The organism is Streptomyces sp. AC558_RSS880, assembly GCF_019049255.1.
GTDB lineage: Bacteria > Actinomycetota > Actinomycetes > Streptomycetales > Streptomycetaceae > Streptomyces.
In genome coordinates, this window is record NZ_JAGMUJ010000013.1 from 262,949 (window position 1) to 287,743 (window position 24,795).

At 67.5% G+C, this 24,795-nt stretch carries 21 protein-coding genes and 3 tRNA genes; 2 read left to right on the top strand and 22 right to left on the bottom strand.

Going from position 1 to position 24,795, the window contains the following annotated elements; translation table 11 throughout:
• Nucleotides 1–2: 2 nt before the first annotated feature.
• The 15 genes from tuf to KUM38_RS06095 form a co-directional block, all read right to left on the bottom strand.
• A complete protein-coding gene (gene tuf / locus KUM38_RS06025; protein WP_217128206.1) occupies nucleotides 3–1,196 on the bottom strand; it encodes an elongation factor Tu in 1,194 nt (397 codons plus the stop codon).
• Nucleotides 1,197–1,364: 168 nt separating this feature from the next.
• Entirely contained in the window at nucleotides 1,365–3,491 is a 2,127-nt protein-coding gene (gene fusA / locus KUM38_RS06030) for an elongation factor G (RefSeq protein ID WP_217128207.1), read from the bottom strand.
• A gap of 39 nt (nucleotides 3,492–3,530) precedes the next feature.
• Nucleotides 3,531–4,001: a 30S ribosomal protein S7 gene (gene rpsG, locus KUM38_RS06035; protein ID WP_003992340.1), complete on the bottom strand. Its 471-nt coding sequence runs from the start codon at nucleotides 3,999–4,001 to the stop codon at nucleotides 3,531–3,533.
• Nucleotides 4,002–4,003: 2 nt separating this feature from the next.
• On the bottom strand, nucleotides 4,004–4,375 hold the full coding sequence (gene rpsL, locus KUM38_RS06040; protein ID WP_003948652.1) for a 30S ribosomal protein S12: 372 nt from the start codon (nucleotides 4,373–4,375) through the stop codon (nucleotides 4,004–4,006).
• A gap of 278 nt (nucleotides 4,376–4,653) precedes the next feature.
• The gene (locus KUM38_RS06045; RefSeq protein ID WP_308408908.1) at nucleotides 4,654–5,199 is read right to left on the bottom strand and encodes a DUF1707 and DUF4190 domain-containing protein; all 546 of its coding nucleotides are present in this window, start codon (nucleotides 5,197–5,199) and stop codon (nucleotides 4,654–4,656) included.
• A 152-nt stretch (nucleotides 5,200–5,351) separates the two neighbouring features.
• Nucleotides 5,352–9,251 carry a DNA-directed RNA polymerase subunit beta' gene (locus tag KUM38_RS06050; RefSeq protein ID WP_217128208.1) on the bottom strand — a complete coding sequence of 1,300 codons (3,900 nt, stop codon included), beginning with the start codon at nucleotides 9,249–9,251 and terminating at the stop codon, nucleotides 5,352–5,354.
• 94 nt (nucleotides 9,252–9,345) lie between these two features.
• Entirely contained in the window at nucleotides 9,346–12,831 is a 3,486-nt protein-coding gene (gene rpoB, locus KUM38_RS06055) for a DNA-directed RNA polymerase subunit beta (protein WP_217128209.1), read from the bottom strand.
• A 580-nt stretch (nucleotides 12,832–13,411) separates the two neighbouring features.
• Nucleotides 13,412–13,798 carry a 50S ribosomal protein L7/L12 gene (gene rplL, locus KUM38_RS06060; RefSeq protein ID WP_037929503.1) on the bottom strand — a complete coding sequence of 129 codons (387 nt, stop codon included), beginning with the start codon at nucleotides 13,796–13,798 and terminating at the stop codon, nucleotides 13,412–13,414.
• 123 nt (nucleotides 13,799–13,921) lie between these two features.
• Nucleotides 13,922–14,452 carry a 50S ribosomal protein L10 gene (gene rplJ / locus KUM38_RS06065; protein ID WP_085570272.1) on the bottom strand — a complete coding sequence of 177 codons (531 nt, stop codon included), beginning with the start codon at nucleotides 14,450–14,452 and terminating at the stop codon, nucleotides 13,922–13,924.
• Nucleotides 14,453–14,765: 313 nt separating this feature from the next.
• Nucleotides 14,766–15,722: a hypothetical protein gene (locus KUM38_RS06070; RefSeq protein WP_217128210.1), complete on the bottom strand. Its 957-nt coding sequence runs from the start codon at nucleotides 15,720–15,722 to the stop codon at nucleotides 14,766–14,768.
• Between the two features lie 167 nt (nucleotides 15,723–15,889).
• Complete coding sequence (gene rplA / locus KUM38_RS06075) at nucleotides 15,890–16,615, bottom strand: 50S ribosomal protein L1 (protein WP_217128211.1); 726 nt, start codon at nucleotides 16,613–16,615, stop codon at nucleotides 15,890–15,892.
• A gap of 83 nt (nucleotides 16,616–16,698) precedes the next feature.
• Entirely contained in the window at nucleotides 16,699–17,133 is a 435-nt protein-coding gene (rplK, locus tag KUM38_RS06080; RefSeq protein ID WP_004927359.1) for a 50S ribosomal protein L11, read from the bottom strand.
• Between the two features lie 168 nt (nucleotides 17,134–17,301).
• The gene (gene nusG / locus KUM38_RS06085; RefSeq protein WP_217128212.1) at nucleotides 17,302–18,138 is read right to left on the bottom strand and encodes a transcription termination/antitermination protein NusG; all 837 of its coding nucleotides are present in this window, start codon (nucleotides 18,136–18,138) and stop codon (nucleotides 17,302–17,304) included.
• 80 nt (nucleotides 18,139–18,218) lie between these two features.
• A complete protein-coding gene (gene secE / locus KUM38_RS06090) occupies nucleotides 18,219–18,506 on the bottom strand; it encodes a preprotein translocase subunit SecE (protein WP_217128213.1) in 288 nt (95 codons plus the stop codon).
• 109 nt (nucleotides 18,507–18,615) lie between these two features.
• Nucleotides 18,616–18,688, bottom strand: a tRNA-Trp gene (locus KUM38_RS06095).
• Nucleotides 18,689–18,960: 272 nt separating this feature from the next.
• Here KUM38_RS06095 and KUM38_RS06100 point away from each other — a divergent pair.
• Both KUM38_RS06100 and KUM38_RS06105 read left to right on the top strand, forming a co-directional pair.
• Nucleotides 18,961–20,187, top strand: coding sequence for a pyridoxal phosphate-dependent aminotransferase (locus KUM38_RS06100; protein ID WP_217128214.1), 1,227 nt, complete (start codon nucleotides 18,961–18,963; stop codon nucleotides 20,185–20,187).
• Between the two features lie 124 nt (nucleotides 20,188–20,311).
• On the top strand, nucleotides 20,312–21,352 hold the full coding sequence (locus KUM38_RS06105; protein ID WP_217128215.1) for an adenosine deaminase: 1,041 nt from the start codon (nucleotides 20,312–20,314) through the stop codon (nucleotides 21,350–21,352).
• On the opposite strand, the gene KUM38_RS06110 is transcribed toward KUM38_RS06105, so the two are convergent.
• The 7 genes from KUM38_RS06110 to KUM38_RS06140 all read right to left on the bottom strand — a co-directional run bounded on the left by KUM38_RS06110 (nucleotide 21,333) and on the right by KUM38_RS06140 (nucleotide 24,642).
• Nucleotides 21,333–22,004, bottom strand: coding sequence for a hypothetical protein (locus KUM38_RS06110; RefSeq protein WP_217128216.1), 672 nt, complete (start codon nucleotides 22,002–22,004; stop codon nucleotides 21,333–21,335). The genes KUM38_RS06105 and KUM38_RS06110 overlap by 20 nt on opposite strands.
• A gap of 64 nt (nucleotides 22,005–22,068) precedes the next feature.
• Entirely contained in the window at nucleotides 22,069–23,124 is a 1,056-nt protein-coding gene (locus tag KUM38_RS06115; protein ID WP_217128217.1) for a UDP-N-acetylmuramate dehydrogenase, read from the bottom strand.
• A gap of 53 nt (nucleotides 23,125–23,177) precedes the next feature.
• Entirely contained in the window at nucleotides 23,178–23,606 is a 429-nt protein-coding gene (locus KUM38_RS06120; protein WP_217128246.1) for a MaoC family dehydratase, read from the bottom strand.
• An 8-nt stretch (nucleotides 23,607–23,614) separates the two neighbouring features.
• A complete protein-coding gene (locus tag KUM38_RS06125) occupies nucleotides 23,615–24,067 on the bottom strand; it encodes a MaoC family dehydratase N-terminal domain-containing protein (protein ID WP_217128218.1) in 453 nt (150 codons plus the stop codon).
• A 129-nt stretch (nucleotides 24,068–24,196) separates the two neighbouring features.
• Nucleotides 24,197–24,361: a 50S ribosomal protein L33 gene (rpmG, locus tag KUM38_RS06130; protein WP_003948671.1), complete on the bottom strand. Its 165-nt coding sequence runs from the start codon at nucleotides 24,359–24,361 to the stop codon at nucleotides 24,197–24,199.
• 89 nt (nucleotides 24,362–24,450) lie between these two features.
• Nucleotides 24,451–24,523, bottom strand: a tRNA-Met gene (locus KUM38_RS06135).
• Nucleotides 24,524–24,569: 46 nt separating this feature from the next.
• A tRNA-Thr gene (locus tag KUM38_RS06140) sits at nucleotides 24,570–24,642 on the bottom strand.
• Nucleotides 24,643–24,795 lie beyond the last annotated feature (153 nt).

A 24,795-nucleotide genomic window follows, 5' to 3' on the forward strand; every position in this document is an offset into this window, starting at 1 on the left:
GCTCACTTGTTGATCTTGGTGACCTGGCCGGCGCCCACGGTCCGGCCACCCTCACGGATGGCGAACTTCAGGCCCTCCTCCATGGCGACGGGCTGGATGAGCTCCACCTTCATCTCGGTGTTGTCACCCGGCATGACCATCTCGGTGCCCTCGGGGAGGGTCACGACGCCGGTCACGTCCGTCGTACGGAAGTAGAACTGCGGGCGGTAGTTGTTGAAGAAGGGGGTGTGACGGCCACCCTCGTCCTTCGACAGGATGTAGGCCTGGGCCTCGAACTCGGTGTGCGGGGTGACCGAACCGGGCTTGATGATGACCTGGCCGCGCTCGACGTCCTCGCGCTTGATGCCGCGGAGCAGCAGACCGACGTTCTCACCGGCCTGGCCCTCGTCGAGCAGCTTGCGGAACATCTCGATGCCGGTGACCGTGGTGGTGGTCTTCTCCGGCTTGATGCCCACGATGTCGACGGTCTCGTTGACCTTGAGGACACCACGCTCGATACGACCGGTGACGACGGTGCCACGACCGGTGATCGTGAAGACGTCCTCGATCGGCATCAGGAACGGCTTGTCGACGTCACGCTCGGGCTGCGGGATGTTCTCGTCGACGGCCTTCATCAGCTCGAGGACGGTGTTGCCCCACTCCTTGTCGCCCTCGAGGGCCTTCAGAGCGGAGACCTTGACGACCGGCAGGTCGTCGCCCGGGAACTCGTACTCGGAGAGCAGCTCACGGACCTCGAGCTCGACGAGCTCCAGGATCTCCTCGTCGTCCACCATGTCGGCCTTGTTCAGGGCGACGACGATGTACGGGACGCCGACCTGGCGGGCCAGGAGCACGTGCTCCTTGGTCTGCGGCATCGGGCCGTCGGTGGCGGCGACCACGAGGATGGCGCCGTCCATCTGCGCCGCACCCGTGATCATGTTCTTGATGTAGTCCGCGTGACCGGGGCAGTCGACGTGGGCGTAGTGACGCGTCTCGGTCTGGTACTCGACGTGCGCGATGGAGATGGTGATACCGCGCTGGCGCTCTTCGGGAGCCTTGTCGATCTGGTCGAAGGCCGAGGCCTCGTTCAGGTCCGGGTACGCGTCGTGCAGCACCTTGGTAATGGCGGCCGTGAGGGTCGTCTTACCGTGGTCGATGTGACCGATGGTGCCGATGTTGACGTGCGGCTTAGTCCGCTCGAACTTCGCCTTCGCCACTGGGGTCCTCCTGTGGAGTGGTTCTGTACGCCTTACTCATCGGCGCCAGGTGATCTTTGCTGGGAAACCCGGGCCCGGGACATTCCGCCGAGGTGACGGCGGAATGTCCCCTGCAGGCTCCGGGGTCAAGCCTAAAGCGTGTGAACGGGGTCCGTTAAACGGAGTCCGTTACTCGCCCTTGGCCTTCGCGATGATCTCCTCGGCGACGTTCCGCGGAACCTCGGCGTAGGAGTCGAACTGCATGGAGTAGCTGGCGCGGCCGGACGTCTTGCTGCGCAGGTCGCCGACGTAGCCGAACATCTCCGAGAGGGGCACGAGACCCTTCACGACGCGGGCACCGGCCCGCTCCTCCATGGCCTGGATCTGGCCACGGCGGGAGTTGATGTCGCCGATGACCTCACCCATGTAGTCCTCGGGCGTGGTGACCTCGACGGCCATCATCGGCTCCAGGAGCACGGGCGAAGCCTTGCGCGCGGCCTCCTTGAAGGCCTGCGAACCGGCGATCTTGAACGCGAGTTCGGAGGAGTCGACCTCGTGGTAGCCACCGTCGATGAGCGTGACGCGGACGCCTGTCATCTCGTAGCCGGCCAGGATGCCGAACTGCATGGCCTCCTGGGCGCCGGCGTCCACCGAAGGGATGTACTCCTTCGGGATGCGGCCACCGGTCACCTTGTTCACGAACTCGTACGAGGCGTCGCCGCCCTCGATCGGCTCGATCGCGATCTGCACCTTGGCGAACTGACCGGTACCACCGGTCTGCTTCTTGTGGGTGTAGTCCACGCGCTCGACGGCCTTGCGGATCGTCTCGCGGTAGGCGACCTGGGGCTTGCCGACGTTGGCCTCGACCTTGAACTCACGGCGCATACGGTCGACCAGCACCTCGAGGTGCAGCTCGCCCATACCACCGATGATGGTCTGGCCCGTCTCCTCGTCCGAGTGGACCTGGAAGGACGGGTCCTCCTCGGCCAGGCGCTGGATCGCGACGCCCAGCTTCTCCTGGTCGCCCTTCGACTTGGGCTCGATGGCGACCTGGATGACCGGCGCCGGGAAGTCCATGGACTCCAGGATGACCGGGCTCTTGTCGTCGGACAGCGTCTCACCGGTGGTGGTCTGCTTCAGGCCCATGACGGCGACGATGTCGCCGGCGCCCACCGACTCGATCTCCTCACGCTTGTTGGCGTGCATGCGGTAGATCTTGCCGATGCGCTCCTTCTTGCCCTTCACGGAGTTCAGCACGGCGGTGCCGGACTCCAGGCGGCCCGAGTAGACCCGGACGAAGGTGAGCTTGCCGAGGTGCGGGTCGCTCATGATCTTGAACGCGAGCGCGGCCAGCGGCTCGTCCTCGGACGGCTTGCGCTTGACGACGGTCTCGGCGTCCTTCGGGTCGTGGCCCTCGATGGCCTCGACGTCGAGCGGGGTCGGCAGGTAGCGCACGACCGCGTCGAGCAGGGGCTGGACGCCCTTGTTCTTGAACGCGGTGCCGCAGAACACCGGGGTGACCGTGGTGTCGCTGGACTTGCCGGACGCGATGGTGATGCGACGGATCGCGGCGTACAGCTGCTCCTCGGTGGGCTCCTGGCCCTCCAGGAACAGCTCCATGATCTCTTCGTCGTTCTCGGCGACGGCCTCGACCAGCTTGCCGCGCCACTCCTCGGCGGCCTCGGTGTGCGTGGCCGGGATGTCGACGATGTCGTACATCTCGCCCTTGGCGGCCTCGGCGGACCACACGAGCGCCTTCATGCGGACCAGGTCCACGACGCCCTTGAAGTCGGCCTCGGCACCGATCGGGAGCTGCATGACGAGCGGCTGGGCGCCCAGACGGTCCGAGATCATCTCCACGCAGCGGTGGAACTCGGCGCCGGTACGGTCCAGCTTGTTGACGAAGCAGATGCGCGGGACGCCGTAACGGTCGGCCTGACGCCACACCGTCTCGGACTGCGGCTCGACACCGGCGACACCGTCGAACACGGTCACGGCACCGTCGAGCACACGCAGGGAACGCTCCACCTCGACGGTGAAGTCGACGTGCCCCGGGGTGTCGATGATGTTGATCGTGTAGTCGTTGTCCTCGAGCGGCCAGTGGCAGGTGGTGGCAGCGGACGTGATCGTGATGCCACGCTCCTGCTCCTGCTCCATCCAGTCCATGGTGGCAGCGCCGTCGTGGACCTCACCGATCTTGTACGACACACCGGTGTAGAACAGGATCCGCTCGGTGGTGGTCGTCTTGCCCGCGTCGATGTGGGCCATGATCCCGATGTTGCGGACCCTGGCCAGGTCAAGTGAAGTGGTAGCCATAAGGCTTCAGTCTTCTCTCGGTCTCGATGTGGGTAGCGACTACCAGCGGTAGTGCGCGAAGGCCTTGTTGGACTCGGCCATCTTGTGCGTGTCCTCGCGCTTCTTCACAGCGGCACCCAGGCCGTTGGAGGCGTCGAGAAGCTCGTTGAGCAGACGCTCGGTCATGGTCTTCTCGCGACGGGCGCGGGAGTAACCGACCAGCCAGCGCAGCGCGAGCGTGTTGGCACGACCGGGCTTGACCTCGATCGGAACCTGGTACGTCGCACCACCGACACGGCGGGACTTGACCTCGAGGGTCGGCTTGATGTTCTCCAGCGCGCGCTTCAGCGTGATGATCGGGTCGTTGCCCGTCTTCTCACGCAGACCCTCCATGGCACCGTAGACGATGCGCTCGGCGGTGGAGCGCTTGCCGTTCAGCAGCACCTTGTTGATCAGGGAGGTCACCAGAGGAGAACCGTAGACCGGGTCGATGATGACCGGGCGCTTCGGGGCGGGGCCCTTACGAGGCATTCTTACTTCTCCTTCTTGGCGCCGTAACGGCTGCGAGCCTGCTTGCGGTTCTTGACACCCTGGGTGTCGAGGGAACCGCGGATGATCTTGTAGCGAACACCCGGCAGGTCCTTCACACGGCCGCCGCGCACGAGCACGATGGAGTGCTCCTGCAGGTTGTGTCCCTCACCCGGAATGTAGGCCGTGACCTCGATGCCGCTGGTCAGACGCACACGCGCGACCTTACGCAGGGCCGAGTTCGGCTTCTTCGGGGTGGTCGTGAACACACGCGTGCAGACGCCGCGACGCTGAGGGGAACCCTCGAGTGCGGGCGTCTTGTTCTTCTCGACCTTGTCCTGCCGGCCCTTGCGGACCAGCTGCTGGATCGTAGGCACTACTTCTCCGGTTTCTGTGTGCCGATTGGTGAAGCTAACCTGGAACGTCACCGACCCACGCGGTCGGGTGTGTCGAATCCCGCGGACTTCCGCCGCATGGCGGAAAGAACGTGTGGATCACGGTGGCCGTTCATCGGCCCCCAGTGCGGTGTGATGGCACGCACGAAGGCCAGGGCACACCCCAGGCACAAGGTCTGAGCGTACCTACCGCATTCGCTGCGGTCAAAACAAATGGGGCCGACCCGCGCCGCCGCACGGAACACGTCGTCCCTCGATTGTCAACCGGCCGCCAGCGCGAGCGCGAACGACAGGAACATCAGGACCGCCCACGCCCCGTTCGCCAGCCAGCCGAGCGCCAGACCGGTCAGCGCCAGTCCGTCGCCCTCCTCCCCCGTGCGCCTGATCTCGGCCCGCGCCGTGTGCCCCAGGATCACCGCCGGGATGCCGGTGAGTCCGAAGGTGACCAGGCAGAGTCCGCCGCAGACGGCGGAGGCGACCGCCTTGCCGTTCACCCGCGCCCGGGGCGCCGGCGGGAACACCGCCGGCACGGCGCGCACGGCATGCGGTACGGGCCCCTGCGGCAGGTCGGCCACCAGCAGCGCCAGCTCCCCCACCGTACGGGCGGCGTACGCCCGCGCGACCCTCCGGTCGAACTCGGACTTCTCCAGCCGGCCTTCCCCGTACCCGGCTCTGAGGACGTCCACGGCCCGCTCCCGGTCGGCGTGCGAGGCGAGCATCGACGGAGCGGTCTGCCCGCCCCACGGCTGCGGCACGCCCTGCCCCTGCTGCCAGGGCTGCCCCTGCGGATACGGCGAATACGACACCGGGCACCACCTCCCCCGTCATACCGGGTCCCTCCATGATGCGCTCGGGCGGCCGTTCCGGCACGGGTTCGGCGGCATACGGCCGGTATACGACGCCGAGGGGCGGTCACCCCGTACGGAGTGACCGCCCCTCAGTGCTTCAGACGTACGCCTTACTGGTTGTACGGACCGTAGTCGTAGTCCTCCAGCGGAACGGCCTGGCCGGAGCCCGTGCCGAACGGCGAGTAGTCGATGTCGTCGTAGCCGACGGCCGAGTACATCGCGGCCTTGGCCTCCTCGGTCGGCTCGACCCGGATGTTGCGGTAGCGGGACAGACCCGTACCGGCCGGGATGAGCTTACCGATGATGACGTTCTCCTTGAGGCCGATGAGGCTGTCGGACTTGGCGTTGATCGCCGCGTCCGTCAGGACTCGGGTCGTCTCCTGGAAGGAGGCGGCCGACAGCCAGGACTCCGTCGCCAGCGAGGCCTTGGTGATACCCATCAGCTGCGGACGACCGGAGGCCGGGTGACCGCCCTCCTGGACCACACGACGGTTCTCGGTCTCGAACTTGGAGCGCTCGACCAGCTCGCCGGGCAGCAGCTCGGCGTCGCCGGACTCGATGATCGTCACACGGCGCAGCATCTGCCGGATGATGATCTCGATGTGCTTGTCGTGGATCGACACACCCTGCGAGTTGTAGACCTTCTGGACCTCGCCGACCAGGTGGACCTGGACGGCACGCTGACCCAGGATGCGCAGCACGTCGTGCGGGTTGGTGGCACCCACGGTGAGCTGCTGGCCCACCTCGACGTGGTCGCCCTCGCCGACCAGGACCTTGGCACGCTTCGAGATCGGGAACGCCGTCTCGTCGCTGCCGTCGTCCGGGGTGACGACGATCTTCTTGGTCTTCTCGGTCTCCTCGATCCGCACGCGGCCGGAGGCCTCGGAGATCGGGGCGACACCCTTCGGGGTACGGGCCTCGAAGAGCTCGACGACACGCGGCAGACCCTGGGTGATGTCGTCACCGGCCACACCACCGGTGTGGAAGGTACGCATCGTCAGCTGGGTACCGGGCTCACCGATGGACTGGGCGGCGATGATGCCGACCGCCTCACCGATGTCGACCAGCTTGCCGGTGGCCAGCGAACGGCCGTAGCACATCGCGCAGGTGCCGACGGCGGACTCACAGGTCAGGACCGAGCGGGTCTTGACCTCCTCGACGCCGCGGGAGACGAGCTCCTCGATGAGGACGTCGCCCAGGTCGGTGCCGGCCGGGGCCAGCACCTGTCCGTCGACCACGATGTCCTCGGCGAGGCAGCGCGCGTACACGGACGTCTCGACGTCGCCCTCCTTGCGGAGCACGCCCTCCGCGTCCCGGCTCGCGATCTTGAGACGCAGACCGCGGTCGGTGCCGCAGTCCTCCTCGCGGATGATGACGTCCTGGGAGACGTCGACCAGACGACGGGTGAGGTAACCCGAGTCGGCGGTACGCAGAGCGGTGTCCGCCAGACCCTTACGGGCACCGTGCGTGGAGATGAAGTACTCCAGCACGGACAGACCCTCACGGAACGACGCCTTGATCGGACGCGGGATCGTCTCGTTCTTCGCGTTCGACACCAGACCACGCATACCGGCGATCTGACGCATCTGCATCATGTTGCCTCGTGCACCCGAGTTCACCATCATGAAGATCGGGTTGGTCTTCGGGAAGTTCTCGTTCATCGCCTCGGCGACCTCGTTGGTCGCCTTGGTCCAGATGTTGATGAGCTCCTGCGTGCGCTCGTCCTTGGTGATCAGACCGCGCTCGTACTGCTTCTGGACCTTCTCGTCCTGCGCCTCGTAGCCGCGGACGATCTCCTTCTTCGCCTCGGGGACGACGACGTCGGAGATGGCGACGGTGACGCCGGAACGGGTGGCCCAGAAGAAGCCGGACGCCTTCAGGTTGTCGAGCGTCGCCGCCACGATGACCTTCGGGTAGCGCTCGGCGAGGTCGTTGACGATCTCGGAGAGCTGCTTCTTGCCGACCTCGTAGTCGACGAACGGGTAGTCCTCGGGCAGCAGCTCGTTGAAGAGCGCGCGGCCCAGGGTGGTGTTCAGCCGGAAGCTGTCACCCTGCTGCCACTCGGGCTCGCCCTCCTCGCGCGCCGGCGGGGTCCAGCCGCGCGGCGGGATGGTGCCGACCGGGAAGCGGACGTCGATCCTCGACTGGAGCGACAGCTCGCCCGCGTCGAAGGCCATGATCGCCTCCGCGACCGAGGCGAAGGAACGGCCCTCGCCCTTGAGGTCGCGCATCTCGCCGTCGGTGGTGAGGAAGAACAGACCGAGGACCATGTCCTGGGTCGGCATCGTCACCGGGCGGCCGTCGGCCGGCTTGAGGATGTTGTTCGAGGACAGCATCAGGATGCGGGCCTCGGCCTGCGCCTCCGCGGACAGCGGCAGGTGCACGGCCATCTGGTCACCGTCGAAGTCCGCGTTGAACGCGGTGCAGACGAGCGGGTGGATCTGGATGGCCTTGCCCTCGACCAGCTGCGGCTCGAAGGCCTGGATGCCGAGGCGGTGCAGCGTGGGCGCACGGTTCAGCAGGACCGGGTGCTCCGCGATGACCTCTTCGAGGACGTCGTACACGACCGTGCGGCCGCGCTCGACCATGCGCTTGGCCGACTTGATGTTCTGCGCGTGGTTCAGGTCGACCAGGCGCTTCATCACGAACGGCTTGAAGAGCTCCAGCGCCATGGCCTTCGGCAGACCGCACTGGTGCAGCTTCAGCTGCGGGCCGACGACGATCACGGAACGCGCCGAGTAGTCGACTCGCTTGCCGAGCAGGTTCTGACGGAAGCGGCCCTGCTTGCCCTTGAGCATGTCGGACAGCGACTTCAGCGGACGGTTGCCGGGGCCCGTCACCGGGCGGCCGCGGCGGCCGTTGTCGAAGAGCGCGTCGACGGCCTCCTGGAGCATGCGCTTCTCGTTGTTCACGATGATCTCGGGCGCGCCGAGGTCGAGAAGCCGCTTCAGGCGGTTGTTGCGGTTGATGACACGGCGGTACAGGTCGTTCAGGTCGGAGGTCGCGAAGCGGCCACCGTCCAGCTGCACCATCGGACGCAGGTCCGGCGGGATGACCGGCACGCAGTCGAGCACCATGCCCTTGGGGCTGTTGGACGTCTGCAGGAACGCGGAGACGACCTTCAGCCGCTTGAGCGCACGGGTCTTCTTCTGGCCCTTGCCGGTGCGGATGATCTCGCGGAGACGCTCGGCCTCCTCCTCGAGGTCGAAGGACTCCAGGCGCTTCTGCAGCGCCGCGGCACCCATCGAGCCGTCGAAGTACGTGCCGAAGCGGTCACGCAGCTCGCGGTAGAGCAGCTCGTCGCCCTCGAGGTCCTGGACCTTGAGGTTCTTGAACCGGGTCCACACCTCGTCGAGACGGTCGATCTCGCGCTGCGCGCGGTCGCGCAGCTGCTTCATCTCGCGCTCGGCGCCCTCGCGCACCTTGCGGCGCACGTCGGCCTTGGCGCCCTCGGCCTCCAGCTCGGCCAGGTCGGTCTCGAGCTTCTTGGCGCGGGCCTCGAGGTCGGCGTCGCGGCGGTTCTCGATCTGCTGGCGCTCGACGGAGACGTGGGCCTCCAGCGAGGGCAGGTCGCGGGTGCGGCGCTCCTCGTCGACGTACGTGATCATGTACGCCGCGAAGTAGATGACCTTCTCCAGGTCCTTCGGGGCGAGGTCGAGCAGGTAGCCCAGACGCGACGGAACGCCCTTGAAGTACCAGATGTGCGTGACGGGCGCCGCCAGCTCGATGTGGCCCATCCGCTCACGGCGCACCTTGGCGCGCGTGACCTCGACGCCACAGCGCTCACAGATGATGCCCTTGAAGCGGACGCGCTTGTACTTGCCGCAGTAGCACTCCCAGTCCCGGGTCGGACCGAAGATCTTCTCGCAGAAGAGTCCGTCCTTTTCGGGCTTGAGGGTGCGGTAGTTGATGGTCTCGGGCTTCTTGACCTCGCCGTGGCTCCACTGACGGATGTCGTCAGCGGTGGCCAGGCCGATCCGGAGCTCGTCGAAGAAGTTGACGTCGAGCACTATGCGTCAATCCCTCTCAGGGTTGTAAGTCTTGGGGTCTGAAACGGGGGTCCTGGGGCGGGCGGCCTTCACGGGGAAGGCCGCCCAACTCCCGTCAGACCTCTTCGACGCTGCTCGGCTCGCGCCGGGACAGGTCGATGCCGAGCTCCTCCGCAGCGCGGAAGACGTCCTCGTCGGTGTCACGCATCTCGATGGACATACCGTCGCTGGACAGCACCTCCACGTTCAGGCACAGGGACTGCATCTCCTTGATGAGGACCTTGAAGGACTCGGGGATGCCGGGCTCGGGGATGTTCTCGCCCTTGACGATGGCCTCGTAGACCTTCACGCGGCCGGTCACGTCGTCGGACTTGATGGTCAGCAGCTCCTGGAGCGCGTAGGCGGCGCCGTACGCCTCGAGTGCCCACACCTCCATCTCGCCGAACCGCTGGCCACCGAACTGAGCCTTACCACCCAGCGGCTGCTGGGTGATCATGGAGTACGGACCGGTCGAACGCGCGTGCAGCTTGTCGTCGACCAGGTGGTGCAGCTTCAGGATGTACATGTAGCCGACCGAGATCGGCTCCGGGAACGGCTCGCCCGAGCGGCCGTCGTACAGCCGTGCCTTGCCGGACGGGAGCACCATGCGCTCGCCGTCGCGGTTCGGGATGGTGTGCTGGAGCAGACCCGCGAGCTCGTCCTCACGCGCACCGTCGAAGACCGGGGTGGCGACGTTGGTGCCGGGCTCGACCTTGTCGGCGCCGATGGCCTGGAGCCGCTCGGCCCACTCCTCCGCGAGGCCGGAGACGTCCCAGCCGCGGCTGGCGAGCCAGCCGAGGTGGATCTCCAGGACCTGTCCCGGGTTCATTCGGGACGGGACACCCAGCGGGTTGAGGATGATGTCGACCGGGGTGCCGTCCTCGAGGAACGGCATGTCCTCGATCGGGTTGATCTTGGAGATGACACCCTTGTTGCCGTGACGGCCGGCGAGCTTGTCACCGTCGGTGATCTTGCGCTTCTGCGCGACGTAGACGCGCACCAGCTGGTTGACACCGGGGGGAAGCTCGTCGCCCTCCTCGCGGTCGAAGACGCGCACGCCGATGACCTTGCCGGTCTCGCCGTGCGGCACCTTCAGCGAGGTGTCACGGACCTCACGGGCCTTCTCACCGAAGATCGCGCGGAGCAGGCGCTCCTCGGGGGTCAGCTCGGTCTCACCCTTGGGCGTGACCTTGCCGACGAGGATGTCACCGGCGATGACCTCGGCACCGATGCGGATGATGCCGCGCTCGTCGAGGTCGGCGAGGACCTCCTCGGAGACGTTCGGGATGTCCCGGGTGATCTCCTCGGGGCCGAGCTTGGTGTCACGGGCGTCGACCTCGTGCTCCTCGATGTGGATCGAGGAGAGGACGTCGTCCTGCACGAGGCGCTGCGACAGGATGATCGCGTCCTCGTAGTTGTGACCCTCCCACGGCATGAACGCGACCAGCAGGTTCTTGCCGAGCGCCATCTCGCCGTTCTGGGTGGCCGGGCCGTCGGCGAGGACCTGGCCGGTGACGATCCGGTCGCCCTCGTTGACGATGACCTTCTGGTTGACCGAGGTGCCCTGGTTGGAGCGCGAGAACTTGGCCAGGCGGTACGTGATGTACGTGCCGTCGTCGTTGGCGGTGGTGATGTAGTCCGCGGAGACCTCCTGGACCACACCGTCCTTCTCGGCCTTGACCACGTCGCCGGCGTCGACGGCGGAGCGGTACTCCATGCCGGTGCCGACGAGCGGGGACTCGCTCTTGATGAGCGGCACGGCCTGGCGCATCATGTTCGCGCCCATGAGGGCACGGTTGGCGTCGTCGTGCTCGAGGAACGGGATCATGGCGGTCGCGACCGACACCATCTGGCGCGGCGAGACGTCCATGTAGTCGACGTCGTCACCGGGGACGTAGTCGACCTCGCCGCCACGACGGCGGACCAGGATCCGGTTCTCGACGAACCGCATGTCGTCGTTGAGCGGCGCGTTGGCCTGCGCGATGACGAAGCGGTCCTCCTCGTCGGCGGTCAGGTAGTCGACCTCGTCGGTGACCTGGCCCTCGACGACCTTGCGGTACGGCGTCTCGATGAAGCCGAACGGGTTGATCCGGCCGTACGAGGCGAGCGAACCGATCAGACCGATGTTCGGGCCTTCCGGCGTCTCGATCGGGCACATGCGGCCGTAGTGCGACGGGTGCACGTCACGGACCTCGAAGCCGGCCCGCTCACGGGAGAGACCACCCGGGCCGAGGGCGTTCAGACGACGCTTGTGCGTCAGCCCCGACAGCGGGTTGTTCTGGTCCATGAACTGCGACAGCTGGCTGGTGCCGAAGAACTCCTTGATGGAGGCGACGACCGGCCGGATGTTGATCAGGGTCTGCGGCGTGATCGCCTCGACGTCCTGGGTGGTCATGCGCTCGCGCACGACGCGCTCCATACGGGCGAGACCCGTACGGACCTGGTTCTGGATCAGCTCGCCGACGTTGCGGATACGACGGTTGCCGAAGTGGTCGATGTCGTCGGTCTCGACCATGATCGAGCGACCGGACTCGCCGACCGTCTCGGTCTCACCGGCGTGCAGCTTCACCAGGTACTTGATGGTGGCGATGATGTCGTCGGTGGTGAGCACGCCGGCGTCCAGCGGCTCGTCCCCGCCGAGCTTCTTGTTCACCTTGTAGCGGCCGACCTTGGCGAGGTCGTAGCGCTTGGGGTTGAAGTACAGGTTCTCGAGCAGCGTCTGCGCGGCCTCACGCGTGGGGGGCTCGCCCGGACGCAGCTTGCGGTAGATGTCGAGCAGCGCGTCGTCCTGGCCCTGGGTGTGGTCCTTCTCCAGGGTGGCGCGCATGGACTCGTACTCGCCGAACTCCTCGAGGATCTGCTCGGTGGTCCAGCCGAGCGCCTTCAGGAGGACGGTGACGGACTGCTTGCGCTTGCGGTCGATGCGGACACCGACCATGTCGCGCTTGTCGATCTCCATCTCCAGCCAGGCACCCCGGGACGGGATGATCTTGGCGGAGAAGATGTCCTTGTCGGACGTCTTGTCGATGGAGGAGTCGAAGTAGACACCCGGCGAACGAACCAGCTGCGACACCACGACACGCTCGGTGCCGTTGATGACGAAGGTGCCCTTGTTCGTCATGAGCGGGAAGTCGCCCATGAAGACGGTCTGGGACTTGATCTCGCCGGTCTCGTTGTTAGTGAACTCGGCGGTGACGAAGAGCGGGGCCGCGTACGTGAAGTCGCGCTCCTTGCACTCGTCGATGGAGTTCTTCGGCGGCTCGAAGCGGTGGTCGCGGAAGGTCAGCGACATCGACCCGGAGAAGTCCTCGATCGGGGAGATCTCCTCGAAGATCTCCTCCAGACCGGACTTGGTGGGGACGTCCTGCCCGTTCTCGAGAGCCTCCTCGACCCGACTCTGCCAGGCCGTGTTGCCGAGCAGCCAGTCGAAGCTCTCGGTCTGCAGCGCGAGCAGGTTCGGAACCTCGAGAGGCTCCTTGATCTTTGCAAAGGAGATGCGCAGCGGGGCGGTGCTGGCACCGTTGTTCGTATTCGCGGTCGAGGCGTTGCGCGAGGCGGCCAAGAGGGGGTCCTTCCGAGGGCTCGGACTCACTACGCGCGTACCGGCCCCCCACTGGGCAGAGAGACAGACATCCCAGGTCAGAGATGATCTAGTCGTCGGTGCTCGAGCGAGGGCATGCCCCTGGTGACGGGCAGGGGACAGCTAACAGGCAGCGCAAAGGGTCAGTGTAGCCATTTGGCACACTGATGTCCAATGCCGGTTTACGAACCCGGTGGAGGCCCTCGTTCTTCTCAACTCCTGCGACAAGGCGCTGCCCTCAACGCACGTTCATACTGCCCTCTTTGCCGCCGATCCATGCCTCGGATCCGGATCCTTGTGGCGACGCGTCCTGAGAATTGCGCGCTGCGTGCGGTTCGTCAAGGCCCCCCTTGCCGGAACCGCCTGCCACCAGGCGAATCTTCGCGGTCCCCGGAGGCACAACGAAGATCACCTTACTCCCCGCCGTCACAGGTGCAAGGCAGCCGCCGCCGGACCCCTCATACGCCGAGGAGCGACCACCCGGATGGATGATCGCTCCTCAGCGCTTGAGCGTTACACGTCCCGTGGAACGCGCAGGGGACCCGTGGGGACCCCGAAGGTGTTACTTGACCTCGACGGAGGCGCCGGCGCCCTTGAGGGACTCGGCGGCCTTCTCGGCGGCGTCCTTGGCGACCTTCTCGAGGACGGGCTTCGGGGCGCCGTCCACGAGGTCCTTGGCCTCCTTCAGACCCAGGGAGGTCAGCTCACGCACGACCTTGATGACCTGGATCTTCTTGTCGCCGGCACCGGTGAGGATGACGTCGAACTCGTCCTTCTCCTCCTCGGCCGGGGCAGCGGCACCCGGGGCACCCGGGGCGGCGACGGCGGCGACCGCGGCGGCGGCGGTGACGTCGAACTTCTCCTCGAAGGCCTTCACGAACTCGGAGAGCTCGATGAGGGTCATCTCCTCGAACTGCGCGAGCAGGTCTTCCTGGCTGAGCTTCGCCATGATGGCGGTCCTTCCACTAAATCGGCAGGTGCCGGATGTACGGGGTGAGGCGGGCGTACGTCGGGCCCGCGTCGACCCTCACCTCATGCGGTGCGTGCGGCGAGGATCGGAAAGCGAGCCGAATTACTCGGCACCGCCCTGCTCGTCCTGCTTGGCACGGAGCGCGTCCACGGTGCGGACGAGCTTCGAGGGGAGCGCCTGGAAGAGCTGAGCAGTCTGCGTCTGCTTGCCCTTGAAAGCGCCCGCCAGCTTGGCGAGCAGAACCTCGCGGGACTCGAGGTCCGCAAGCTTCTTGATCTCGTCGGCGGACAGCGCCTTGCCGTCAAGGACACCGCCCTTGATGACGAGATTCGGGTTGTCCTTGGCGAAGTCACGAAGACCCTTCGCCGACTCCACCGGGTCACCGGTGACGAAGGCGACTGCCGTCGGACCGTTGAACAGGTCGTCCAGCGTCGAGATCCCGGCCTCGTTGGCCGCAATCTTGGTCAGCGTGTTCTTCACCACGGCGTACTGGGCGTTCTCACCGAGCGAACGGCGCAGCTGCTTGAGCTGGGCCACGGTGAGACCGCGGTACTCGGTCAGCACGGCAGCGCTGGAGTTGCGGAACTGGTCCGTCAACTCGGCAACCGCGGCAGCCTTGTCGGGCCTCGCCATAGAGCCTCGGCCTCCTTCCGGGTGATTCGGACCGCGCGGACCCGAAGGAGGACTGGGGAAAACGAAACGCCCCGGGCGCAGGCGCACGGGGCGTAGCTCAACCGGTCGTTCGCGTCCTTGCGGCAGCGAGCCCCGGGAACTCTTCCACTGACACCTGCGCGGGTCGTCCGCAGTTCAGCGGATCCTTCGGCCACCGTGAACTCCGATGAGCACACGGCAACGACCAGCGGTCTTTGGCTTCCGTGGAAGAGTACGCGAACGGATCGGCGTCAAGCAAATCGGCCGATCGGGGGCATCGGGAGCGTCAGGGCCTTCAGGCGCCGAGGCCGGCCTCGGAGTCCGCCCCGAGGTCCTCCAGCTCCCCCAGCATCTCCATGAGGTCGAAGGTGTCCTGGTCCGCCGGCGCCTCGACCTCGGCCTTGGCGCCGTAGTCGGAGTAGTCGGCCGTCATGTTCATCGTGCCCTGCGGCGTCTTCATGCCGACGACCATCCGGACCGGCAGATCGTCCTCGTTGACCCAGATCTCGGTGTCGAAGCCCTTGAACTCGGAGGACTTCATGGACTTCAGGAGCTCGTCGCGCTCGTCCGCGCCGAGGGCGTCCACGGAGTTCTTGTTGGAGGCCATGATGTCCTCCATGGTGATCTTGCCCTTGTAGCGCTCGGCCTTCTCGCCGTTCACCGTCTCCGACCCGACCAAGTCGATATTGCCGGACTCCAGCAGCAGCGCCAGCTGGTCGGCCGGGTTCTGGTTCATGTCCGCCAGACCGGCCGTCATCTGCTTCTGCATCTCGGCGTCCCCGGACGCCTCGGCGATGGCGGCGAAGTCCATCTTCATCCAGCGCTTGCCGTCCATCTCGGCGGCCTGCTTCGCACCCATGTCCATGTACATGACGTTGTCGAGCATGATCATGCGGACCTGGCTCGGAGCGTCCGGGTCGCCCGCGGTGAGCGCGGAGCCCTTCATGGTGACGTCCATGACGGCCGGGTCCCAGCCCTGCACGCCGGAGATCTCCATGGTGCCGCCGCCGTCCACCCCGGTCGGCATCGTCATGGTCATCCGGACCTTGGAGGACTTGGCCTCCGAGGTGTTCTTGAAGGCGGCCTGGAGGACCTCGGTCATCTCGTTCTGCGTCTGGACCTCGGACCCCGCCGAGTCGGCGGCCTTCTTCTTCGTCCCGCCCCCGTCACCGTCCTGACAGCCCGCGACGCCCACGACGACGGCCACGGCCGTCAGACAGACACCCGCGCGCTTCCATGCGGCCACGCCCATGAATCCCACCCCTGGTTGTTTCGCTGTGCTACGCCTGTGAAGTCAGAAGAAAGGTAACCCACGCCACTGACACTGTCGTACGAAAAAACCCGTCCCCGCGCCTCGGACGAGACGCGGGGACGGGTTTTCTCACTGTGTGCACCGGCCGGTCACCCGGCCCGCCCGGCTCAGACGGCGGCCGGGTCCTCCTCGACGAGGAGGTTGCGGGTGCGGTTGGAGTCGAGCGGAATGCCGGGGCCCATCGTGGTGGTGATGGCGGCCTTCTTGATGTAGCGACCCTTGGCGGCGGACGGCTTCAGACGGAGGATCTCCTCCAGCGCCGCGGCGTAGTTCTCCACCAGCTTGGTGTCGTCGAACGACGTCTTGCCGATGATGAAGTGCAGGTTCGAGTGCTTGTCGACGCGGAACTCGATCTTGCCGCCCTTGATGTCGTTGACGGCCTTGGTGACGTCCGGGGTCACGGTGCCGGTCTTCGGGTTCGGCATCAGACCACGGGGACCGAGCACGCGGCCGAGGCGGCCGACCTTGCCCATGAGGTCCGGGGTGGCGACGACGGCGTCGAAGTCCAGACGGCCCTTCGACACCTCGTCGATCAGCTCGTCGGCGCCGACGATGTCGGCGCCCGCGGCACGCGCGGCCTCGGCACGGTCACCGGTCGCGAAGACCAGGACCCGGGCGGTCTTACCGGTGCCGTGCGGGAGGTTCACGGTGCCACGGACCATCTGGTCGGCCTTGCGCGGGTCGACACCCAGACGGAAGGCGACCTCGACGGTGCTGTCGAACTTGGTCGTGGACGTCTCCTTGGCGAGACGGACGGCCTCGAGCGGGGCGTACAGCTTCTCCCGGTCGATCTTGGCGTCCGCAGCGCGGAGAGACTTGCTGCGCTTGCTCACTGAAAGCTCCTGTGAATTGTCGAGGAGTCGTGGTCCGGGCCGAGCCGGCCCTTCCACTACTGCTTGGCTTACGGGGGTGGAGGTCAGCCCTCGACCGTGACGCCCATGGAACGGGCGGTGCCGGCGATGATCTTCTCGGCGGCGTCCAGGTCGTTGGCGTTGAGGTCGGGCATCTTGGTGGTGGCGATCTCACGGACCTGGTCACGCGTGATCTTCGCGACCTTGGTCTTGTGCGGCTCGCCGGAGCCCTTCTCCACGCCCGCGGCCTTGAGGATCATCTTGGCGGCCGGCGGGGTCTTGGTGACGAAGGTGAAGGAACGGTCCTCGTAGACCGTGATCTCCACCGGGATGACCCAGCCGCGCTGCGACTCGGTCGCGGCGTTGTAGGCCTTGCAGAACTCCATGATGTTCACGCCGTGCTGACCCAGCGCGGGGCCGACCGGCGGAGCCGGGTTCGCGGCACCGGCCTGGATCTGGAGCTTGATGAGCCCCGTGACCTTCTTCTTCTTGGGAGGCATGGCTCTCCGGGTCCTTTCGATTCGGGTCCTGCCCACGCCATGGGGACAACCCGGACGCAGGCATACCGCACAACGATAACGGGTATAGATGCGCGGCTGAAAACCGAGCAGGTCAGACGGACGCTCGCACGCCTGCCTGACCTGCTCGGACGCTGTGTGCCAGAAGGGCTAGTTCTTCTGGATCTGGTCGAAGGAGAGCTCGACCGGCGTCTCGCGGCCGAAGATCTCCACCAGGCCCTTGACCTTCTTGGAGTCGGGGTTGATCTCGTTGATGGTCGCCTGCAGCGTGGCGAACGGGCCGTCGGTGACGGTGACCGAGTCGCCGACCTCGAAGTCCAGCACCTGGACCTCGACCTTGCGCTGCGGGGCCGGCTTGCCCTCGGCCTCGGCGGCCTCGCGGGCGGCCTTCTCCTCGGCCTCCGGGGCGAGCATCTTGACGATCTCGTCCAGCGTCAGCGGGTACGGGTCGTAGGCGTTGCCCACGAAGCCGGTGACACCGGGGGTGTTGCGGACGACGCCCCAGGACTCGTTCGTCAGGTCCATGCGGACCAGGACGTAACCCGGGAGCTTGTTCTGCTTGATCGTCTTGCGGTCGCCGTTCTTGATCTGGACGACCTCTTCCTGCGGCACCTCGGCCTGGAAGATGTACTCCTCGACGTTCAGCGAGACGGCGCGCTGCTCCAGGTTGGTCTTCACCCGGTTCTCGTAGCCCGCGTACGTGTGGATGACGTACCACTCGCCGGGCAGCGTCCGCAGTTCCTCGCGGAGCTTCTCGACCGGGTCGCGGTCGTCCTCGGGCTCTTCGGCCTCCTCGGCCGCTTCCACGGCCTCGGTGGTCTCGTCCGCCTCGGCGCTCTCGTCCTCGGTGGTGTCGGCAGCCTCGGCCTCGGCGAGGGCCTCGGTGTCCTCGACATCCGCGCTCTCGACGGCGGCGAGCGCGTCCTCGGCGGACTCGGCCCCTTCGCCGTAAGGCTCGACGGCGTCGTTCACGTTCGGGTCAGACACGGTGGCTGCTTCTTCCTGGATGCAAGGGGTGGAACATGCGAAAAGGAGCGCCGGATACCTCGGCGCTCTTCGCTCTCGGCTCAGCCGAAGACGTACTTGGCGGCGTTACTGAGGCCATAGTCGATCAGAGTGACCAGACCGATCATCAGGACGACGAAGACGATCACGGCGGTCGTGTACGACGTCAGCTGGTTGCGAGACGGCCAGACGACCTTGCGAAGCTCCGAGACGATCTGGCGGTAGAAGAGCGCGAGGCGCTTCAGCGGACCCTTCTTGGCCCGCTTGCCGCCCTTGCGGGTCTTCTTCTGGGAGTCCGGCGCCTCATCCTGGGCATCAGGCATGTCGATGGAGCCCACGGCGTCCGTCACTCGTCCTCACCTGATTCCGGGTCGTGGCCGTGCCGCGCCCGGTCAGAGCCCGCACGGCGGTGCATTGCTGTACGTACATGCGCACACATCCTGGCGAAGGTGTGTGTAGCAGGGCCGGAGGGACTTGAACCCCCAACCGCTGGTTTTGGAGACCAGTGCTCTACCAATTGAGCTACGACCCTTTGTGTGTCCCCAACGTACCGCATCCGGCCGGATGCTTGGTGTGCACCGGTCGAGCGCGGGCCGCTGAAGGCCAACGAGGTGAGAGTGTACGTGTTCCTGGGCCGGGCGTCGAACAGAAAGTGCCCGGGAAGCGCCGCCCCGGCGGAAGATCGTCCCGGACGTGGTGTTCCGGCGGCGCCGATCCGGACTGGTGTTCAGGGGTTTGCCCGGTGTTGTTCAGTACGTGAAACCCCGGTGCCGTGCGGGTTTCCGGTCTGGAACGATGGGCTCCATGAGCGCTGCAACCCCTCCCACCGAGCGCCGGGTCTCCGCCCGAGTCGGCGCGATCTCCGAGTCCGCCACCCTCGCCGTGGACGCCAAGGCCAAGGCCCTCAAGGCCGCCGGGCGACCGGTGATCGGCTTCGGCGCCGGTGAGCCCGACTTCCCGACGCCGGACTACATCGTCGAGGCCGCGATCGAGGCCTGCAAGAACCCGAAGTACCACCGGTACACGCCGGCCGGCGGTCTTCCGGAGCTGAAGTCCGCGATCGCCGCCAAGACGCTGCGCGACTCCGGCTACGAGGTGGACCCCTCCCAGGTCCTCGTCACCAACGGCGGCAAGCAGGCCATCTACGAGGCCTTCGCCGCGATCCTCGACCCGGGCGACGAGGTCATCGTCCCGGCGCCGTACTGGACCACGTACCCGGAGTCGATCCGACTGGCCGGCGGTGTCCCGGTCGAGGTGGTCGCCGACGAGACCACCGGTTACCGCGTGAGCGTGGAGCAGCTGGAGGCGGCCCGCACCGAGAAGACGAAGGTCGTCCTCTTCGTCTCCCCGTCGAACCCGACCGGCGCGGTCTACAGCGAGGCCGAGACCGAGGCGATCGGCCGCTGGGCCGTCGAGCACGGCCTGTGGGTGCTGACCGACGAGATCTACGAGCACCTGGTCTACGGCGACGCCACGTCCGTGTCGCTGCCCGCGCTCCTGCCCGAGCTGCGCGACAAGTGCATCGTGGTCAACGGCGTGGCGAAGACGTACGCGATGACGGGCTGGCGGGTCGGCTGGATCATCGGCCCGAAGGACGTGGTGAAGGCCGCGACCAACCTGCAGTCGCACGCCACGTCGAACGTCTCCAATGTCGCCCAGGTGGCCGCGCTCGCCGCCGTCTCCGGCGACCTGGACGCCGTCGCGACGATGCGCGAGGCCTTCGACCGGCGCCGGAAGACCATCGTCCGGATGCTCAACGAGATCGACGGCGTGGTCTGCCCGGAGCCCGAGGGCGCGTTCTACGCCTACCCCTCGGTGAAGGCGCTGATCGGCAAGGAGATCCGGGGCAAGCGGCCGCAGGACTCGGTCGAGCTGGCGGCGCTCATCCTGGAGGAGGCCGAGGTCGCGGTGGTGCCGGGTGAGGCGTTCGGCACGCCGGGCTATCTGCGGCTGTCGTACGCGCTGGGCGACGAGGACCTCGTCGAGGGCGTGAGCCGGATCCAGAAGCTGCTGGCGGAGGCGCGCGACTGACGTCGTCCTTCCGCCACAGGGGCGCCCGGGTCTCCTCCCGGGCGCCCCTGTTCGTTCGTGCGAGCAAGACCACGAAAGGGGAAAGCGCTACCGGGACGGCGGGGGCGTGCGGCAGGATCCTGCAATGGAACGTGTACGTGATGTCTCCGCTCTGCCAAAAGCCCACCTGCACCTGCACTTCACCGGGTCCATGCGGCCCGCCACCCTGCTGGAGCTGGCCGACAAGTACGGCGTGCGCCTGCCCGAGGCGCTGACCGACGCGCTGACCAGCGGGGAGCCGCCGCGACTGCGGGCCACGGACGAGCGCGGCTGGTTCCGCTTCCAGCGGCTGTACGACGCGGCGCGCTCGTGTCTCAGGGAGCCGGACGACATCCGGCGCCTTGTGCGGGAGGCGGCGGAGGAGGACCTGCGCGACGGCTCGGGCTGGCTGGAGATCCAGGTGGACCCGACGTCGTACGCGCCCCGGCTGGGCGGGCTGATCCCGGCACTGGAGATCATCCTGGACGCGGTGGACGCGGCGACGCGGGACACCGGGATCGGGATGCGGGTGCTGGTGGCGGCCAACCGGATGAAGCATCCCCTGGACGCGCGCACGCTGGCCCGGCTGGCGGTGCGGTACGCGGACCGGGGGATCGTGGGATTCGGCCTCTCCAACGACGAGCGGCGCGGGATGGCCCGCGACTTCGACCGCGCGTTCGCGATCGCGCGCGAGGGCGGGCTGCTGTCGGCGCCGCACGGCGGCGAACTGGCGGGGCCGGCGTCGGTTCGGGACTGCCTGGACGACCTGGAGGCGAACCGGATCGGGCACGGGGTGCGGGCGGCGGACGACCCGCGGCTGCTGCGGCGGCTCGCGGACCGCCAGGTGACGTGCGAGGTGTGCCCGGCGTCGAACGTGGCGCTGGGCGTCTACGACAAGCCCGAGGACGTACCGCTGCGGACCCTGTTCGAGGCGGGCGTACCGCTGGCGCTGGGCGCGGACGATCCGCTGCTGTTCGGCTCCCGGCTGGCGGCGCAGTACGAGATCGCGCGGCTCCACCACGGTTTCACGGACGCGGAGCTCGCGGAGGTGGCCCGGCAGTCGGTGCGGGGCTCGGCGGCCCCGGAGGACGTGAAGGCGAAGCTGCTGTCGGGCGTGGACGACTGGCTCAGCGCCCCGGTCGCTTGAAGTGGGCGTAGGGCGGATAGGGCTTGAAGCAGATCAGGACCTCGTAGGGGTGTCCGCCGCCGGGCTGCTGCGTGAGGGCCGGGATGCCCGTCATGAAGGCCGACCGCCCCTGCACGACGCCCTTCTGGCGCGGTCCCCAGCCCGCCGCGTACGCGAAGGACATGGCCGCCTCGGCGAAGACGTCCCGGCTGCCGAAGAGGAAGAACGTGCGGGCGTGGGTGGCGTGCCGCAGCTCGTCCCGGCAGTCCGGGCGCCATGCGCGCCTGCGCCGGGCGGCGGCGTCCCGGTCCGTGCGCGCCTCGTCGGTGCGGACGGTCAGGGGGGTGCCCTGGCCGAGGGAGCGGCGCAGCTCCGGCCACTTGCCGGGGCGCAGTCCGTAGGAGTGGTGGGCCAGGACGAGGTCGACGCGTTCTCCGCGGCCCTCGCCCGGCGGGACGCCGTCCCGCAGCGGCACGTGGACGATCGTGTGACGTGAGTAGGCGGCGAAGGAGAACAGGCCGGCGAGCCGGTTCAGTCCGTCGTGGTCGCCGAGGAGCAGGCCGATCGGTTCCGGGGCGCGCAGCGAGGTGTGGCGCAGGGTGTGCCGGGGCTGGACGACGCGGTGCTCGCGCGGGCCGGTCCGGGGACGGAACTCGCGCAGTCTCAGGTGCATGGGGTCGGCCTCACCCGCCCAGGATCGCGGGCGGGCACGCCGGACGGCAACGGGGATTCGGCCGCTACAGGTTCACGCCCACCATGACGGGTTCGTTGACCAGGGTGACGCCGAAGGCCTCGTGCACGCCCGCGACGACCTCGCGGGCGAGCGCCAGCAGGTCCTCGGTGGTCGCGTCCCCCCGGTTGGTGAGGGCGAGCGTGTGCTTGGTGGAGATGCGGGCCGGGCCCCGGCCGTAGCCCTTGGTGAAGCCGGCCTTGTCGATCAGCCAGGCCGCGGAGGTCTTGGTGCGGCCGTCGCCCGCGGGGTACGCGGGGGGCTCGACGCCGTCGCCGAGCCGCTCCCGTACGCGCGCGTGGAAGGCCGCGAACGCCTCGTCGTCGAGGATCGGGTTGGTGAAGAAGGAGCCGGCCGACCAGGTGTCGTGGTCCTCGGGGTCCAGGACCATGCCCTTGCCCGCGCGGAGCTTCAGCACCGTCTCGCGGGCCGTGGCGAGCGGCACCCGGTCGCCCGGCGCGACACCGAGGACGCGGGCCGTCTCGGCGTACTTGACGGGGCCGGAGAGGCCGCCCGCGTCCTCCAGTGCGAAGCGCACCCGCAGGACGACGTAACGCTCGGGGTCGGCCTTGAAGCGGCTGTGGCGGTAGGAGAAGGCGCACTCCTCGTTGCCGAGTGTGACGGTCTCGCGGGCGCGGCGGTCGTAGGCGACGACCTCGGTGAGGGTGGAGGAGACCTCCTGGCCGTACGCGCCGACGTTCTGGATCGGGGTGGCGCCCGCCGAGCCGGGGATGCCGGCCAGGCACTCGATGCCGGCGAGACCCGCCTCCACGGTGCGGGCGACGGCGTCGGTCCACACCTCACCGGCGGCCAGCTCCAGTCGCGTGCCGTCCAGGGCGAAGCCCTTGGTCGCGACGACGAGGGCGGTGCCGTCGAAGCCCTTGTCGCCGATGACCAGGTTGGAGCCGCCGCCGATGACCAGCAGCGGCGTACCGCTGTCGTCGGCCTCGCGGACGGCGGCGATCACCTCGTCGTCGGTCGTCGCGGTGACCAGCCGGGCCGCGGGGCCGCCCAGCCGGAAGGTGGTCAGCGGGGCGAGGGGGGCGTCGTGGAGTTCCTGCACGGGCCCAAGACTACGAGACGGCACCGACAGCCCCGCCCCCCGATGCGTCCGGCTCAGCTCAGCCGCACGACCGCCCGCGACATGCCCAGCACCTTCTGTCCGGCGCTGGTCGCCGTGAGGTCCACGCGGACCGTGTTGTCGTCGAGCTTGGCGGCGACCTTGCCGCTGACCTCGATGGTGGCGCCCTGGTCGTCGTTGGGGACGACGACCGGACGGGTGAAGCGGACGCCGTACTCGACGACCGCTCCCGGGTCGCCCGCCCAGTCGGTCACCACGCGGATCGCCTCGGCCATGGTGAACATGCCGTGCGCGATCACGTCGGGCAGACCGACCTCCTTGGCGAACTTCTCGTTCCAGTGGATGGGGTTGAAGTCGCCGGAGGCACCCGCGTACCGGACGAGGGTGGCCCGGGTCACGGTGAACGTCTGCGCGGGCAGCTCGGTGCCGGCCTCGACGTCGGCGTAGGAGATCTTCGCCGTCATGGTGTTGCTCACGCCTCCTCGGCCGCGCGGGCCACCAGCTTGGTCCAGGCGGTGACGACGTGCTCGCCGTCCTGGTCGTGCACCTCGCCGCGGATGTCCAGTATGTCGTTGCCGGCCATCGACTTGACCGACTCGATGGTCGAGGTGACCGTGAGCCGGTCACCGGCGCGCACGGGACGGACGTAGGCGAACTTCTGGTCGCCGTGCACCACCCGGCTGTAGTCGAGGCCGAGCTTCGGGTCGGCGACGACCTGCCCGGCGGCCTTGAAGGTGATCGCGAACACGAAGGTGGGCGGGGCGATCACATCGGGGTGGCCGAGCGCCTTGGCGGCCTCCGCGTCCGTGTAGGCGGGGTTGGCGTCCCCCACCGCCTCGGCGAACTCGCGGATCTTCTCCCGGCCCACCTCGTAGGGCTCGGTGGGCGGGTAGGTCCGCCCCACGAAGGACTGGTCGAGCGCCATGCGCGCGGCACCTCCTGTGTCTGACTGTGTCTGCCTGCGGTCGGCCGGTCCTGACCGTGTCCGGCCGACGGGAAAACGACACGAGGCCGCCCCCCTGGCTGGGGGGACGGCCTCGTGTACGAGCCTGATTTATCGCGTTTCGCGGTGCGCGGTGTGCGCGTTGCAACGCGGGCAGTGCTTCTTCATCTCAAGACGGTCCGGGTTGTTACGCCGGTTCTTCTTGGTGATGTAGTTCCGCTCCTTGCACTCCACGCAGGCCAGCGTGATCTTCGGGCGGACGTCGGTGGCAGCCACGTGAGTGCTCCTTGACGAACGGATTGACTGTATTTACGCAATGAAGAGTAGCCGATCGAAGGACCGACCCCGCAATCGGCTACTGTCTGTAGCGGTGACCGGACTTGAACCGGTGACACAGCGATTATGAGCCGCTTGCTCTACCGACTGAGCTACACCGCTTTGATGCGATCGGGCCCCGCCTTTCGGCGGGAACCTCACACACCAGAGCCCCAAAACGGAATCGAACCGTTGACCTTCTCCTTACCATGGAGACGCTCTGCCGACTGAGCTATTGGGGCGAGCGATGAAGACATTACACGGTCCGCCGCCGTTCGCCCAAATCCGTTTCGGCCCCCCTCTCCCGGGGCGGACCACGCCGGTACGACTATTGGGCTCCTCCCGGCGGGGGACGGGCCCCCGGCCTAGGCTCGACTCACTCTGCGTGATCTTGC